This is a genomic window from Pseudomonas sp. EA_5y_Pfl2_R50, assembly GCF_963970475.1.
Classification (GTDB): Bacteria; Pseudomonadota; Gammaproteobacteria; order Pseudomonadales; family Pseudomonadaceae; genus Aquipseudomonas.
Window position 1 is genome coordinate 240,877 of the sequence record NZ_CAXAPT010000008.1, and the last position, 15,504, is coordinate 256,380.

A 15,504-nucleotide genomic window follows, 5' to 3' on the forward strand; every position below is an offset into this window, starting at 1 on the left:
GTGACAATCTCTATGCACAAACGCCCGCAGCAGCGCGGCATGGTCTTGCTGGTCACGCTGGTATTTCTCTTGCTGCTCACGGTGATCGGTCTGTCGTCAATGCAAAGCGCCGTCCTGCAGGAAAAAATGGCAGGTAGCGTGAGCTTGCGCAATCAATCATTCCAGACCGCCGAAGCGGTGTTGCGGGTCGGCGAAAGCGCGGTACAACTGGACAGTTACTCGCTGGCCGTGTGCAGCGGCACCACACAGTGCGCGCCGCCGGCTGAGTCGTCGGTGGTCAGTGCGGCCGGGTTCAACTCGACCTCCGGGGTTACCTGGATCGCTGCCGGCGGCGGTTTCTACGGGGTGCAGAACATTGGCACCACGCTCACCGCAGTCAACGTGCCGAGCAACACGTCGGCGACGTTGTATCGAGTCACCGCTGTCGGCATCGTCGGCACTTCGCGTAGCGTAGTGGAGAGTGTCTATGCGAAGTATTAAACGATGCGGGCCGCTGCTCCTCGGCATGTTGCCGGTTTTTTATCTGGCCGCGCCAGCGTATGCGTTCACGCCATCGGATTCGCCGCTGTTGAGTGCGGCGGCGGTACCGCCGAACGTGATGCTGCTGATCGACGATTCGGGAAGCATGAACAGCATCATTTATGCGGCCGGTTTCGATCCGACTGTCGATCGCACGCCGGCCCGGCAATGCAACGCCTTTTTCGGGCTGTGCACTGCCCTGAATGCCCCGGCGATTACCGGCGATTCAGTGTTCCTGTCGAGCCTGCCGACCTCTGGATGCTCGGGCGGGGCATACGCGTTCTACAACAACAGCCTGACGCCACTGTGCCTGAAACTGCCAGACCCGGTGGGCGGTGGTAACACCCGTTATTCAGGAGACTACATTTCCTATGTGGTCAGCCTCGCCCTCAGCAATGGCACGCGGGATTTCACCACGGGGGCGATCCCCAACGATTACCGGATCAACGTGGCGCGCAACGTGTCCACCGCACTGGTTGCCAGCAACCGCACATTGCGCATGGGGCTTTCGACGTTCAACCCGGTCACCAACAACAATTCGGGTAACGGCGGTTACATCGCCCGGGCCATCAGCGATCTGTCACCGGTGTCCGGCAGCGTCACCCAGGCGCAGGCCGACAATAACTACAATGCGCTGATCTCCTCGATCAACGCTCTGAGCGCTGTCGCCAACACTCCCCTGGCGGAAACCTACTACGAAATCACCCGCTACATGCGCGGCATGGCGCCTTACTACAACAGCACACCGAGCACCTACACCAGCCCGATCCAGTATCGCTGCCAGAGAAACTACGGGGTGGTCATCACCGACGGTTTGCCGACCTTCGACCGTACCTTCCCGAGCAACGACCCCCTTGGCGGCAGCCGTCTGCCGAACTGGGACGGCATCAACAATGACGGCAACAACCTCAATGGCGACAGCGAGGGCGACACGCTGTACCTGGATGACATTGCCAAATTCGCTTTCGACATCGACATGCGTTCAACCGGCACGGATGCGGCCGGCAAGAGCTGGAACGCGGTGGATTTTCCCAAGCAGAACATGAACACCTACACAGTAGGATTCACGGCTGCCAACGACATGCTCTCGGATGCCGCCAGTTATGGGCAGGGCAGGTACTATCAGGCTACTGACAGCACCGGGCTCAACGCCGCCTTATCGTCGGCATTGAGTGACATTACCTCCAAGGCCGGCTCCGGTGGCGCCGGCGTTACCAGCGGCACCACGCTGGCCAGCGGGAGCAGTTACTTCCAGACCAGTTATGACCCAAAGGACTGGCGCGGCACGATCAAGTCGTTCGGTTTTACGTCGGCAGGCGCCGTGAATACCTCGGCAACACAGTGGACCACTGATACCACCATCGTCCCGGGGGCGACCGCGCCGACTTATCAGTCGTGGAACACCGCCAGCAACGCCGCCGTCACACTGGCCTTCGGTAATCTCTCGGCCACGCAGCAGGTCACGCTCAATCAAGGCCTGCCCACCGGCATCACCGGCACCGATCTGGTGGAGTGGAGCAAAGGCATCAACAAAACCGGACTCAAAGTGCGCAATGTATTGCTGGGGGACATCATCAACTCGCCACTGGTGCAGGCTTCGCCTGGGGACAAAACCGCTTCTGATTTATCCGGCGACAGCACGTATACCGCGTACCTGACTACCAAAGCGGCCAACATGAATGCCAGTCTGGTGGTGAATGCCAACGATGGTTTCGTCAACGTCATCAACTCGGCCAATGGCTCGCGGCGTTATGCCTATATGCCGTCGAGCGTGTTGCCGTCGTTGCGCCTGATCGCCGATCCGGCGTACATCAACGGTGTCAGTCACAAATTTCTCGTGGACGGACAGGTGGGCGTTTATGACGCGCAACTCAACAGCGCCTGGAAAACCCTGGCCTTGGGCGGCACGGGCGCCGGCGGCAAGACGTTCTATGCACTGCAGTTGTTCGACGCGTCAGCGGGTAATGTCTTGCGCGCACTGTGGGAAGTCAGCGCGCCAACGACTGCCAACACTTCCAATGCTTTTAATGATCTGGGTTATGCCTACGCGCGCCCGGAAGTGGCACGCTTGGCCGATGGTCGCTGGGCGGCATTCATTTCCAATGGCTATGGCAGCAACTCCGGTGTCGCCGCGTTGTATGTGCTGGATGTGCGCGACGGTTCGTTGATCAAGAAAATCGTCATCGACAGCACGGAGACCACCAATGGTTTGTCGTCGGTGAAACTCAAGGTCAATTCCTCCAACGTGGTGCAAGCCGCCTATGGCGGTGATTTGAAAGGGCGGTTGTGGAAATTCGACTTGAGTGCGACATCCACTGACAGCTGGGGAGTGGCGTTTGCCGGAAAGCCGTTGTTCACCACGGCGGGCGGCGTGACGCAACCGATCACCGCGCAACCGTTGCTGGCGGATAACCCGCTGGGCGGCAAGCAGATCTTCGTCGGTACCGGCAAGTTCAACGAGACGGCCGACAAGACCAACAAGGACTTGCAGGCGTTCTATTCGGTGTGGGATGCCGATGGCGGCTCGGGACAACTGACCGTCAGCAGTTTGCAGGCGCAGGCCGTCACGGGCGTGTTTTCCGCAAGCGGCGGGCAGTTCATCACCACCACGCCAAACGACACGACCTATCCGGCAGAAAAGGGCTGGTACTTGCCACTGGTGTATAACAGCGCGCTCACCGGCGAGCGGGTGATCAATCAGGCCAGTCTGGTGCTGGGGCGCATCATCTTCACCACGGCGAGTGTCGATACCACCGATCCCTGTTCCAGTTTCGGTACAGGCAAACTGGTCGAACTCGATGCGTTCAGCGGTAAGATGCTCAACTATGCGGTACTCGACACCAACAACGATGGCATCGTCGACAGCAATGACACGATTTCCAGCGGTGTGATATTCAGCGGTGGCATTCCGACCTTGAATGCCATCGTCAACAGTGCGACACGCAAGATCGTCAACGACACCAGCGGAAACATCACCTCGCTGGTGGAGAAGGGTGGCGGTGGCAGCCGGCGTATCATGTGGCGACAAATACAGTAAGCGAGAGTTTGAGGCATGCGCAGATCCAACCGCGGTTTTACCCTGATCGAAATCATGATCGTGATTGCGATCATCGGGATCGTCATCACCATCGGCTATCCGAGCCTCACCGAATACGTGAAGAAGGGGCGTCGGGCCGAAGTGGTGTCGCTGTTGTCGGAGCAGGCGCAGACCCTTGAGCGCTTCTACACCAGGAACAATGTCTACACCGGTATCACCGGGCTCAGCACGGGCAACGATTTCTACACCATCACTCCGACCATCGCTGACCAGACCTTTCTCCTGACCGCGACCCGCAAGACGGGCGCGGCCATGGCCACCGACAAGTGCGGTGACTTCACTCTGACCAACACCGGTGTCAGAAGCATGAACAATGCGACCACCGGGCTGGCCACCAAGGATTGCTGGGGCCGCTGAAGCGCTTTTATTCGGGCGCCTTTTTTGGGCCCACTGTCTTTTTTTACGGTTGGATCAAACATGACCAGGCAACAGCAAGTGGTGATTGTCGGTGGCGGGGTGATTGGCCTGCTGACCGCCTACAATCTCGCCTCCGAAGTCGGCAGCGTGGTGCTGCTGGATCGTTCGAATGTCGGTCAGGAATCATCCTGGGCCGGTGGCGGTATCGTTTCTCCGCTTTATCCGTGGCGCTATAGCCCGGCGGTGACGGCTTTGGCGCACTGGTCGCAGGATTTTTATCCACAGCTCGGTGAGCGTCTGTTTGCCGACACCGGAGTTGATCCGCAAGTACACACCACCGGCCTGTACTGGCTGGATCTGGACGATGAAGCCGAGGCGCTGGCCTGGGCGGAACGGGAAAACCGGCCCCTGCGGGCTGTGGATATCTCGGCGGCCCATGATGCGGTGCCGGTACTCGGCGTTGGATTCTCGCGGGCAATCTACATGGCCGATGTCGCCAACGTGCGCAATCCGCGGCTGGTCAAATCGCTGAAAGCGGCGTTGCTGGCGCTGCCGAACGTGACCATTCATGAACAATGCGAAGTCAGCGGCTTCGTCCGCGATGGTGACCAAGTTATTGGTGTCCAGACGGCCAATGGCGTGATCAAAGGCGATCAGGTGGTGCTGACGGCAGGGGCGTGGAGTGGTGATCTGCTCAAGACGCTGAACCTGACGCTGCCGGTCGAGCCGGTCAAGGGCCAGATGATTCTCTACAAATGCGCGGCTGACTTTTTACCGAGCATGGTGCTGGTCAAGGGGCGCTATGCGATTCCTCGCCGCGACGGCCACATTCTGATCGGCAGCACACTGGAGCATGAAGGCTACGACAAGACCCCGACCGATGTGGCGCTGGCAAGCCTCATGTCTTCGGCGGTGGAGCTGCTGCCGGCACTGGCGGATGCCGAGGTCGTGGGGCACTGGGCGGGATTACGGCCGGGCTCGCCAGAAGGGATTCCCTATATTGGCCGGGTGCCGGGGTTCGACGGTTTGTGGTTGAACTGCGGACACTACCGCAACGGGCTGGTGCTGGCGCCGGCGTCGTGTCAGTTGTTTGCCGATGTGATGCTGGGACGGGCGCCGATTATTGATCCGGCGCCGTATGCGCCGGAAGGCCGGATTTAGTCAGATATATCTGTTGAGCCGGGCAGACCGCCTTCGCAAGCAGGCTCGCTCCCACAGTTGATCTTTGTCGGTCACAAAATCCAATGGGGGAGCGAGCCTGCTCGCGAAGGGGCCATCAATCCAGGCCCAGTTTCTTCAGGCGATAACGCATCGACCGAAACGAAAGACTCAACCGCTGCGCCGCCGCCGTGCGGTTCCAGCGGGTCTCCTCCAGCGCCTGCAGAATCAGCTTGCGCTCGACGTTCTCCAGATAATCCTCAAGATTATCGATCTGCGTCAGATCGGCAATCCCGCCATCCGCCGTGCAGTTGCCTTCACTCAGGCGCAAATCCTCAGCCTCGATCGTGCGGTTTTCACACAAGGTGTGCGCCCTCTCGAGCACATTCTCCAGTTCCCGCACATTCCCCGGAAACCGATAGTTCTTCAGCGCCTCAATAGCCTGAGGATGTAAGCGCGCAGCCGGTTGGCCCGTGTCCTTGGCCAAGCGCCTGAGCATATTGGCCGCGAGCACTTCGATGTCGTCTCGGCGCTCACGCAGAGGCGGTACGCGAAGCTCGATCACGTTCAAGCGGTAATACAGATCCTGCCGGAAGCGTTCGGCCGCGACCTCTGCGTCGAGATCCTTGTGCGTGGCGCAGAGAATTCGTACATCGACCACGCTTTCCTGTTGACCACCGACACTGCGCACGGCTTTTTCCTGGATCGCCCGCAGCAGCTTGACTTGCATCGACAGCGGCAAGTCCGCCACTTCGTCGAGAAACAGCGTGCCGCCATGGGCCGCCTGAAACAGCCCCGGCTTGTCCTCGACCGCGCCAGTGAAACTGCCTTTGCGATGGCCGAAGAACTCGCTTTCCATCAGCTCTGAAGGAATTGCCCCACAGTTCACTGGTACGAACGGCTGACCGCCACGTGGCCCTTGCTCATGGATCAGGCGCGCGACCAGTTCCTTGCCACTGCCCGATTCGCCACTGATATACACAGGTGCCTGACTGCGAGCGAGTTTGTCGATTTGCTTGCGCAGGCTGCGCATGGGGGGTGAATCGCCGAGCAACCGTCGATCAATGGAGGTAAAGCTGCCTCCCGCTGCCGGCATGCGCAGGGCGGAGCCGACCAGTTCGCGCAAGCGGGTGAGGTCCACCGGTTTGGTGAGGAAGTCGAAGGCACCTGCTTTCAAAGCGTTGATGGCCGTTTCCAGGCTGCCATAGGCGGTGATCATCGCCACCGGCACTTGTGGATAACGTTGCTGGATGTGCTGGACCAACTCCAGCCCCGTACCATCGGGCAGGCGCATGTCGGTCAGGCACAGGTCGAAGCTCTCGCGGTTCAGCAGCGTCTGGGCTTCAGCCAGATTGCGTGCGCTGAAGGTGTCGAGCTTCATCCGTCCCAGGGTGATTTCCAGGAGTTCGCGGATATCCGGTTCGTCGTCGACGATGAGGATTTTTTGCCGTGGGCTCGTGTTCAACTTTGTTTCCGTCCGTGAGCAAAGGTGATGCGAAAGCAGCCGCCGCCTTGGCGTGACTGGAAGTCTAGGCGCGCTTGGTTGCTTTCGCACAGCTCACGGGACAGATAAAGCCCAAGGCCGGTGCCCTGGCTGCTGGTGGTGAAGAACGGTTCGAACAGATGCGCCTGTTCATCGGCGGGTACACCGGGGCCGTTGTCTTGCACTTCGATTACCGAAAGCTGACTGTCGGTGTCGACGAACAGTGCCAGCCAGACCTCGGCCTGATCGTGCAGCAGGGCACTGTGGCGCCAGCCGTTGCGTACCAGATTGTCGAGAATCTGCGTGAGCTGGTTCGGGTCCATCAGGGTGGTGAAGTCCCCCGAGTTGATCCGCAGGTGAATCTGCTGGCGCTCGTTGGCCTGCTCTCGGCTTTCGGCAACGAAGTTTTCCAGCCAAGGTTTGAGATCCAGTCGTTGCGGGGCACTTTGCTGGCGGCGCGACAGTTGCAGGACGTTTTCGATGACTCGGTTCATGCGCTGGGAGTGGTCTTGAATGATCTGCGTCAGACGCCGATCCGCGCTGTCGAGTTCCTCGGACTCAGCCAATAGCTGCGCGGCATGACTGATGGCACCCAAGGGGTTGCGGATTTCATGGGAGATCCCGGCGGTCAGCCGCCCGAGCGCGGCGAGTTTCAATTGCTGAGCCTGTTGGGCGATCTGCGCGAGGTCTTCGAGAAACACCAGGGTTTGCTGATTCGGGCTCTGTTCGAGGGCGATAAAACTCGGCTGCAGTTCGAGACCGCTGCCGGGGATTTTCAGGCTTTGCGGGCGCAGGGTCGGGTTGTTCATCCACATTTGCAGGCGATCCACCAGCGCCGGCGCATACTCTTCGATCAAATGACCCTGGAGATGTGATTGCGCGAGCAGGGCCTGGGCGCTGTGATTGGCCAGTTGCACGCGGCGTTGTTCGTCGAGCACCAGAATGCCGGTGCGCATGCGTTGCAGGATCAATGCGTTGAGGGCTTCCAGATTCATGACTTCGCTGGCGCGCTGTTCGGCCAGGGTTTCGCTGACTTCCAGGCGGCGGATCAGACCTTGCACCAGCAGCGAGGCGGCAAAACATAATGCACCGAGGGTGCCGGCCTGCAGGTATTCGTTGGCGTTCAGCGGGTGGCTGAAACTCAGCAGGAAGCTAAGACCGACAATGCCAAGGGCGCCGATGGCGGCAATCAACAGGCCGATGCGTCTGCGCAGCAACGTGTTGCTGATTGCCACCGAGACGATCAGCAGGTTGCCGAGGGCGCTGGCGACGCCGCCCGCTGCGTAGAACAGACCGCATAACAGCAGCACGTCGACGAGGGCCAGGCTGAACAGCTGAGCCGGTCGGCGGGTGTTCTCGAGGAACACCACCAACAGGATGTTAAGGACCAGATACAGCCAGCTACCGCTGCGCAGCAAGTCGTCGTTGGCCGACGTCAGCAGGCGGTTGTCCATGTTGCTGGAGATCAGCAACACCAGAGTGATGCCGACGCTTAAACGGTAGAGATGATAAAGACGCAGCAGGCGCTGGGCCTGTTTGCTGTTGGCGTCGGCGGCCTCAGCGACCACTGGAGCCCGGGCCTTGCTCAAGGTGAGCCTGGCTGCAATACCACTGTTGCTGAACACTCAACGCTCGATCCCTTGGCAAGTGCACGCCGCAATGGGCGCAACGTACCATCGGCGCGGCGTCCTGCTCGCGCGGGGGACGGGTTGAAGCAGAGGGGGCCTTGAATTTACGCCACAGCCATACGGCAGCGAAGATCACGGCGATCCAGAACAATAAACGAAGCATGATGAGCGGCTTTTCGACTGATGATCCGGCAGTTTAGCCAAGGTCCAGACAAGCGCACAGCCCATTGAAGCCCGGCAACGAAAAAGGGAGATCCGAAGATCTCCCTTTTCTGTATATCCGGTGTGATCAGTCGAACACGCCGAAGGTCATGTAGCTGAACCACGAACGGTCGGTGTTGCTCGACTCAGGTTCTGGTTCTTCGATCACGTCGCCGTTCTCGTCTTTAGGCTTGAGCTCGTTCGGGATCGCGTCTTTCGCGTCCTGGAACTGCTTCTGCACGTCCTGGTTGGCGCGGGTTTCTCCTGGCGGCAGCGGTGGACGCGATTCGATCAGGCCCAGTGTCGCCTTGCTCAGGAACGAACGGTTGTCGGCTTCGGCCACCCGTGGCACGAACTGACCGTCCTGCAGGCTTGGGTGGTTCGGATAGTTGAGCTTCAGGGTTTCCAGGCTGGTGGTCGCCAGTTCGTCCAGGTGCAGACGCTGATAGGCTTCGGTCATCACCGCCAGGCCGTCGCCGACCGATGGGGTTTCCTGGAAGTTTTCCACCACATAGCGGCCACGGTTGGCAGCGGCTACATAGGCCTGACGGGTCAGGTAGTAGTCGGCCACGTGAATTTCGTAGGCCGCCAGCAGATTGCGCAGATAAATCATGCGCTGCTTGGCGTCCGGCGCGTAGCGGCTATTCGGGAAGCGGCTGGTCAGTTGAGCGAACTCGTTGTACGAGTCGCGGGCGGCGCCCGGGTCACGCTTGGTCATGTCCAGCGGCAGGAAGCGCGCCAGCAGGCCCACGTCCTGGTCGAACGAGGTCAGACCTTTGAGGTAGTACGCGTAATCCACGTTCGGGTGCTGCGGATGCAAACGAATGAAACGCTCGGCAGCGGATTTTGCAGCTTCCGGCTCGGCGTTCTTGTAGTTGGCGTAGATCAGCTCCAGCTGCGCCTGATCGGCGTAGCGACCGAACGGATAACGCGACTCCAGGGCTTTCAGCTTGGCTGTGGCACTGGTGTAGCTGTTGTTGTCCAGATCAGTCTGGGCCTGCTGATACAGCTCGGCTTCGCTGAGGTTTTCGTCTACGACTTCCTTCGATGAGCAAGCAGCGGTCAATGCGAGGATGGCGATCAGCAGCAGGTGTTTCACTTGCATGGCGGCTTGCGTCCCTATGACGGCCGCTGTCTTGGGCGGGGCCGTCCTGTTATGATGAGCGCCCCGTTGAAAAGCCTCGGGGCAAAAGACGCCGTATTTAACCACAAGCGCGCAGCCGAAACCAAAAGCTGTGCCGACGCACAGTCAGAGCATGTCCGATAAAATTGAACTTCGCGCAGAGGTGCCGTCCGAATTGGGCGGCCAACGCCTCGATCAAGTCGCTGCCCAACTCTTCGCTGAGCACTCCCGCTCGCGCCTTTCCGCCTGGATCAAAGAAGGTCGCCTGACTGTGGACGGGGCGGTCATCCGCCCTCGCGACATCGTGCACGGCGGTGCCATCCTTGAGCTGACTGCCGAGCAGGAAGCCCAGGGCGAGTGGATCGCCCAGGACATCGAGCTCGACATCGTCTACGAAGACGACGACATCCTGGTGATCAACAAGCCTGCGGGCCTGGTGGTGCACCCGGCTGCCGGCCACGCCGATGGCACCTTGCTCAACGCCTTGCTGCACCATGTGCCGGACATCATCAATGTCCCGCGTGCCGGTATCGTGCACCGTCTGGACAAGGACACCACCGGTCTGATGGTGGTGGCCAAGACCATTCAGGCGCAGACCAAGCTGGTTGCACAATTGCAGAGCCGCAGTGTCAGCCGCATCTATGAGTGCATCGTGATCGGTGTCGTGACTGCCGGGGGCAAGATCAACGCCCCGATCGGTCGCCACGGCCAGCAGCGCCAGCGCATGGCAGTGATGGAAGGTGGCAAGCCTGCCGTCAGCCACTACCGTGTGCTGGAGCGCTTCCGCTCGCACACCCACGTCCGGGTGAAACTGGAAACCGGTCGTACTCACCAGATTCGCGTACACATGTCGTACATCAACTTCCCGTTGGTCGGCGATCCGGCTTACGGTGGTCGTTTCCGCATTCCGCCAGCCGCGAACCCCACGATGGTTGAGTCCCTCAAGCATTTCCCGCGTCAGGCCCTGCACGCGCGCTTCCTCGAACTGGATCATCCGACGACCGGTGAGCGCATGAGCTGGGAATCGCCGCTGCCGGAAGATTTCGTCTGGCTGCTGACCCTGCTCAAGCAGGATCGCGAGGCGTTCGTCGGATGAACTGGCTGACGCCGGACTGGCCTGCGCCGGCCAGCGTCAAAGCCTGTGTCACTACCCGCGAGGGGGGTGTCAGCGAGGCGCCGTTCGACAGCCTCAATCTGGGCGATCATGTCGATGATCGTCCGCAAGCCGTTGCCGAGAACCGTCGGCGCCTGACTGATCACTTCTCCATAAAGCCTGCCTGGTTGCAGCAAGTGCACGGGATTGCCGTGGCGCATGCCGATCCGGGCATCGTCGCCACCGCTGATGCAAGCTGGACCGCAACCCCCGGCATTGCCTGTGTGGCGATGACGGCGGATTGCCTGCCGGCCTTGTTCTGTGATCGTGCCGGCACCCGCGTTGCGGCCGCTCATGCCGGTTGGCGGGGGCTGGCGGCGGGTGTGCTTGAGGCAACCCTCGACAGCCTCGATGTTCCGGCTGCAGAAGTGCTGGTCTGGCTCGGCCCTGCCATCGGCCCGAAAGCCTTTGAAGTCGGACCGGAAGTACGTGAAGTCTTCATCCAGCAATTGCCGGAAGCGGCAAAAGCCTTCGCGCCGAGCGACAATGCCGGCAAGTTCATGGCGGACATCTATCTGCTGGCGCGCCTGCGTCTGGCTGAGCGGGGTGTCACCGCTGTTTATGGTGGCGGTTTCTGCACCGTGACTGATCCACGCTTCTTTTCTTATCGCCGTGCGTCGCGCACCGGTCGTTTCGCCTCTCTAGTCTGGCTCACCCGCTAGAATCTCTGATCTGCATCAACTCTTTGACGCTTGAATCTCCCAGAATCGACCGCATCTACAGTGGTATCTGGCAGGTTTCTTTATTCAGGATGGTTTTTAGGTCCGGCCTGCTCAAAAGGAAGGTGACTTATGCGAATAGACCGTTTAACCAGCAAATTACAGTTGGCCCTGTCCGACGCCCAGTCGTTGGCAGTCGGCCACGATCATCCGGCCATCGAGCCGGCGCACTTGATGCAAGCCATGCTTGAACAGCAGGGTGGTTCGATCAAACCTCTGCTGATGCAGGTGGGCTTCGACGTCAACAGCTTGCGCAAAGAGCTGACCAAAGAGCTCGACCAATTACCGAAAATCCAGAACCCTACCGGCGACGTGAATATGTCGCAGGACTTGGCGCGCCTGCTCAATCAGGCCGACCGTCTGGCCCAGCAGAAGGGCGACCAGTTCATCTCCAGCGAGCTGGTGTTGCTCGCCGCGATGGACGAGAACAGCAAACTCGGCAAGCTGCTGCTTGGCCAGGGCGTGAGCAAGAAAGCCCTGGAAAACGCGATCACCAACCTGCGTGGCGGCGAAGCTGTGAACGACGCCAACCACGAAGAGTCGCGGCAGGCGCTCGATAAATATACCGTCGACCTGACCAAGCGCGCCGAAGACGGCAAGCTTGATCCGGTGATCGGTCGTGACGACGAAATTCGCCGCACCATTCAGGTTCTGCAACGCCGCACCAAAAACAACCCGGTGCTGATCGGTGAACCTGGCGTGGGTAAAACCGCCATCGCCGAAGGTCTGGCGCAGCGCATCATCAACGGCGAAGTGCCAGACGGCCTCAAGGGCAAGCGTCTGCTCTCGCTGGACATGGGCGCGCTGATCGCCGGTGCCAAGTATCGCGGTGAGTTCGAAGAGCGCCTGAAATCGCTGCTCAACGAGCTTTCGAAGCAGGAAGGGCAGATCATTCTGTTCATCGACGAACTGCACACCATGGTCGGCGCCGGTAAAGGCGAAGGCTCGATGGACGCCGGCAACATGCTCAAGCCTGCACTGGCGCGTGGTGAGTTGCACTGCGTCGGCGCGACCACGCTCAACGAGTATCGCCAATATATAGAGAAGGACGCGGCGCTCGAGCGACGCTTCCAGAAAGTATTGGTGGATGAACCGAGCGAAGAAGACACCATCGCCATCCTGCGTGGCCTCAAAGAGCGTTACGAGGTGCACCACAAGGTGGCGATCACCGATGGCGCGATCATCGCGGCGGCCAAGCTCAGCCATCGCTACATCACTGACCGGCAGTTGCCGGACAAGGCCATCGACCTGATCGACGAAGCCGCCAGCCGCATCCGCATGGAGATCGACTCCAAGCCGGAAGTGCTGGATCGTCTTGAACGACGCCTGATCCAGTTGAAGGTGGAATCCCAGGCGCTCAAGAAAGAAAGCGACGACGCAGCGAAGAAACGCCTGGAAAAACTCCAGGAAGAAATCGAGCGTCACGAGCGTGAGTACTCGGATCTGGAAGAAATCTGGAACTCGGAGAAAGCCGAGGTGCAGGGTTCTGCGCAGATTCAGCAGAAGATCGAACAGTCGCGTCAGGAACTGGAAGCGGCACGCCGTAAAGGCGACCTGAACCGCATGGCCGAGTTGCAGTACGGGGTGATCCCGGATCTGGAACGCAGCCTGCAAATGGTCGATCAGCACGGCAAAAGCGAAAACCAGTTGCTGCGCAGCAAGGTGACTGAAGAAGAGATTGCCGAAGTCGTGTCGAAGTGGACCGGCATTCCAGTATCGAAAATGCTCGAAGGCGAGCGCGACAAGCTGATGAAGATGGAAAGCCTGTTGCACCAGCGTGTGATCGGTCAGGACGAAGCCGTGGTCGCCGTGGCCAACGCCGTGCGGCGTTCGCGCGCCGGGTTGTCCGACCCGAATCGCCCGAGCGGCTCGTTCATGTTCCTCGGCCCGACCGGCGTCGGTAAAACCGAGTTGTGCAAGGCGCTGGCCGAATTCCTCTTTGATACTGAAGAGGCGATGGTGCGGATCGACATGTCCGAATTCATGGAGAAACATTCCGTGGCTCGCCTGATCGGTGCGCCACCGGGATACGTGGGTTACGAAGAGGGCGGTTACCTGACCGAGGCTGTACGTCGCAAGCCTTATTCGGTGATTCTGCTGGACGAGGTCGAGAAGGCGCACCCGGATGTGTTCAACATCCTGCTGCAGGTGCTTGAGGATGGTCGCTTGACCGACAGCCATGGCCGCACGGTGGACTTCCGCAATACCGTGATCGTCATGACTTCTAACCTCGGCTCCGTGCAGATTCAGGAGCTGGTTGGTGATCGTGAGGCGCAGCGTGCAGCGGTGATGGATGCGCTGACGTCGCATTTCCGTCCGGAGTTCATCAACCGGGTCGACGAAGTGGTGATCTTCGAGCCTCTGGCGCGGGACCAGATCGCAGGCATTACCGAGATCCAGTTGGGCCGTCTGCGTACTCGTCTGGCCGAGCGCGAACTGAAGCTGGAACTGAGCCCTGAGGCGATGGACAAGCTGATCGCGGTTGGTTACGACCCGGTGTATGGCGCGCGTCCATTGAAGCGGGCGATTCAGCGCTGGATCGAAAACCCGCTGGCGCAGTTGATCCTTTCGGGTCACTTCATGCCGGGCGACACGGCGACCGGGACTGTCGAGAACGACGAAATCGTTTTCAATTAAGTCCAGACGCCAATGAAAATCGGGAGGCCTCACGTTGTGGGGCCTTTTTTTTCGTTAGGCTGTTGAACTCAAAGGAAAAGGCTTGTAAAGTGCGCCCCGCAGTCAGTCGCCAAGACGGTCTCAGCTCACTGAGTTGAAATCTGAAATAAGTTGCAAATCATTAACTTGAAAGCAATTTAGGGGGTTGACAGAGGTGTTCTAGGTTGTAGAATAGCGCGCCTCAGACACACGAACGCAGCGATGCGAACGAGTGACTGGAAGCAGTAAGTTTCACCGTTGTAAATTGAAATGTGCAGTTCCGTGATAGCTCAGTCGGTAGAGCAAATGACTGTTAATCATTGGGTCCCAGGTTCGAGTCCTGGTCACGGAGCCAATTTCAAGCCGGGGTATAGCGCAGTCCGGTAGCGCGCCTGCTTTGGGAGCAGGATGTCAGGAGTTCGAATCCCCTTACCCCGACCATTTTTGGGTCGTTAGCTCAGTTGGTAGAGCAGTTGGCTTTTAACCAATTGGTCGTAGGTTCGAATCCCACACGACCCACCATTTTTGAAACCAGTTAACACTGGGATCGAATCTTAAGATCAGAGGCCAAAAGCGCTGATCGAAGAAGGCGATCTTTGAAAGGTCGCCTTTTTTTTACCGGGGTATAGCGCAGTCCGGTAGCGCGCCTGCTTTGGGAGCAGGATGTCAGGAGTTCGAATCCCCTTACCCCGACCATATTAAAAATCCTCGTATCGAAAGATACGGGGATTTTTTTTGTCCCTCGAAAAGACAATTCCCCTCAAGTCATCGTACAACTTGCCGGTGGCCCGCTAACACGAGGGGACTGTCACAGCTTCGCCCTTTGAATCTGGCCAATACAAGAATAATAAGGGCGCGCGTCATGTTGCTTCGTCAGTTGAATATTGCTCCCAGGGCTGCTTTGGGATTCTCCCTGATCGCGGTGTTGGTGGCATGGCTCGGCGTATTTGCGCTGGGGCAGATGTCGAGCATCCGCGACAAAGAGCTGAGCGAGAAAATCGCCGCCTACGACAAACTGGTCACCACCCCGGAAGGCCAACACCTCTACAACCCATTCAAACAAACCTTCGCGGCGTACCGCAGCGGTATCGCCCAGGTTGCCGCCGAAAGCCAGAAGTATGCGGCGCACTACGAAAACTCGCGCACGATTGTCAGCTTGTTCATCGCATTTGCCTTCTGGCGCTTTTACCGAAGTTCGAAGGACGGGACATTTGCATTCTCCTGGGCTGCTGCACAGCGCAACCATCGGTCAAGGGCGATCAGCCTGAGCAGGTGTTGCTCGGGGGTGGCCATTGAGCGGTGGCGGTGTATCGCGGCTGTGTCGCGAAGCGGGGGGAGTTTGTAGGCGAAGGAGGGGAATTGGGGTGTAGATACAGTGAGAAACACATCTGCCAATCAATATAAAACACTG

The 15,504-nt window shown here is 59.3% G+C and carries 12 protein-coding genes and 4 tRNA genes; 12 read left to right on the forward strand and 4 right to left on the reverse strand.

The features are described 5' to 3' along the window. Nucleotides 1-12: 12 nt before the first annotated feature. From AACY19_RS16100 to thiO, 4 genes are read left to right on the forward strand one after another with little or no spacing between them, the layout of a single operon-like run. Nucleotides 13-480 carry a pilus assembly PilX family protein gene (locus AACY19_RS16100; RefSeq protein WP_445262311.1) on the forward strand — a complete coding sequence of 156 codons (468 nt, stop codon included), beginning with the start codon at nucleotides 13-15 and terminating at the stop codon, nucleotides 478-480. After that, nucleotides 467-3,556: a pilus assembly protein gene (locus AACY19_RS16105; RefSeq protein ID WP_339451788.1), complete on the forward strand. Its 3,090-nt coding sequence runs from the start codon at nucleotides 467-469 to the stop codon at nucleotides 3,554-3,556. The genes AACY19_RS16100 and AACY19_RS16105 overlap by 14 nt, the downstream gene beginning before the upstream one ends. A 15-nt stretch (nucleotides 3,557-3,571) precedes the next feature. Further along, a complete protein-coding gene (locus AACY19_RS16110) occupies nucleotides 3,572-3,973 on the forward strand; it encodes a type IV pilin protein (RefSeq protein WP_339451790.1) in 402 nt (133 codons plus the stop codon). A gap of 60 nt (nucleotides 3,974-4,033) precedes the next feature. Then, a complete protein-coding gene (thiO, locus tag AACY19_RS16115; RefSeq protein ID WP_339451792.1) occupies nucleotides 4,034-5,134 on the forward strand; it encodes a glycine oxidase ThiO in 1,101 nt (366 codons plus the stop codon). A gap of 115 nt (nucleotides 5,135-5,249) precedes the next feature. On the opposite strand, the gene AACY19_RS16120 is transcribed toward thiO, so the two are convergent. From AACY19_RS16120 to AACY19_RS16135, 4 genes are all read right to left on the reverse strand, one after another. Continuing rightward, a complete protein-coding gene (locus tag AACY19_RS16120) occupies nucleotides 5,250-6,596 on the reverse strand; it encodes a sigma-54-dependent transcriptional regulator (RefSeq protein WP_339451794.1) in 1,347 nt (448 codons plus the stop codon). Then, nucleotides 6,593-8,182 carry a sensor histidine kinase gene (locus tag AACY19_RS16125; protein WP_339451903.1) on the reverse strand — a complete coding sequence of 530 codons (1,590 nt, stop codon included), beginning with the start codon at nucleotides 8,180-8,182 and terminating at the stop codon, nucleotides 6,593-6,595. The genes AACY19_RS16120 and AACY19_RS16125 overlap by 4 nt, the downstream gene beginning before the upstream one ends. Further along, complete coding sequence (locus AACY19_RS16130; protein WP_339451796.1) at nucleotides 8,172-8,405, reverse strand: PP0621 family protein; 234 nt, start codon at nucleotides 8,403-8,405, stop codon at nucleotides 8,172-8,174. The genes AACY19_RS16125 and AACY19_RS16130 overlap by 11 nt, the downstream gene beginning before the upstream one ends. Before the next feature lie 126 nt (nucleotides 8,406-8,531). Further along, nucleotides 8,532-9,548: an outer membrane protein assembly factor BamD gene (locus tag AACY19_RS16135; protein ID WP_339451798.1), complete on the reverse strand. Its 1,017-nt coding sequence runs from the start codon at nucleotides 9,546-9,548 to the stop codon at nucleotides 8,532-8,534. A gap of 151 nt (nucleotides 9,549-9,699) precedes the next feature. Between AACY19_RS16135 and rluD the strand changes: the two genes are divergently transcribed. From rluD to AACY19_RS16175, 8 genes are all read left to right on the forward strand, one after another. Next, entirely contained in the window at nucleotides 9,700-10,662 is a 963-nt protein-coding gene (gene rluD / locus AACY19_RS16140) for a 23S rRNA pseudouridine(1911/1915/1917) synthase RluD (RefSeq protein WP_339451800.1), read from the forward strand. Further along, nucleotides 10,659-11,381 (forward strand): peptidoglycan editing factor PgeF, encoded by a 723-nt coding sequence (gene pgeF, locus AACY19_RS16145; protein ID WP_339451802.1) that lies wholly within the window; start codon nucleotides 10,659-10,661, stop codon nucleotides 11,379-11,381. Before rluD ends, pgeF begins: the two co-directional genes overlap by 4 nt. A 129-nt stretch (nucleotides 11,382-11,510) precedes the next feature. Next, nucleotides 11,511-14,075: an ATP-dependent chaperone ClpB gene (gene clpB / locus AACY19_RS16150; protein WP_339451804.1), complete on the forward strand. Its 2,565-nt coding sequence runs from the start codon at nucleotides 11,511-11,513 to the stop codon at nucleotides 14,073-14,075. 297 nt (nucleotides 14,076-14,372) lie between these two features. Continuing rightward, nucleotides 14,373-14,448 (forward strand) — tRNA-Asn (locus AACY19_RS16155). A gap of 9 nt (nucleotides 14,449-14,457) precedes the next feature. Further along, nucleotides 14,458-14,534: transfer RNA gene (locus AACY19_RS16160), tRNA-Pro, on the forward strand. Between the two features lie 5 nt (nucleotides 14,535-14,539). Then, nucleotides 14,540-14,615 (forward strand) — tRNA-Lys (locus AACY19_RS16165). Nucleotides 14,616-14,712: 97 nt separating this feature from the next. Then, nucleotides 14,713-14,789, forward strand: a tRNA-Pro gene (locus AACY19_RS16170). Nucleotides 14,790-14,955: 166 nt separating this feature from the next. Then, nucleotides 14,956-15,438, forward strand: a complete 483-nt coding sequence (locus tag AACY19_RS16175) for a hypothetical protein (RefSeq protein ID WP_339451806.1) — start codon at nucleotides 14,956-14,958, stop codon at nucleotides 15,436-15,438. The last annotated feature ends 66 nt before the right edge of the window (nucleotides 15,439-15,504 follow it).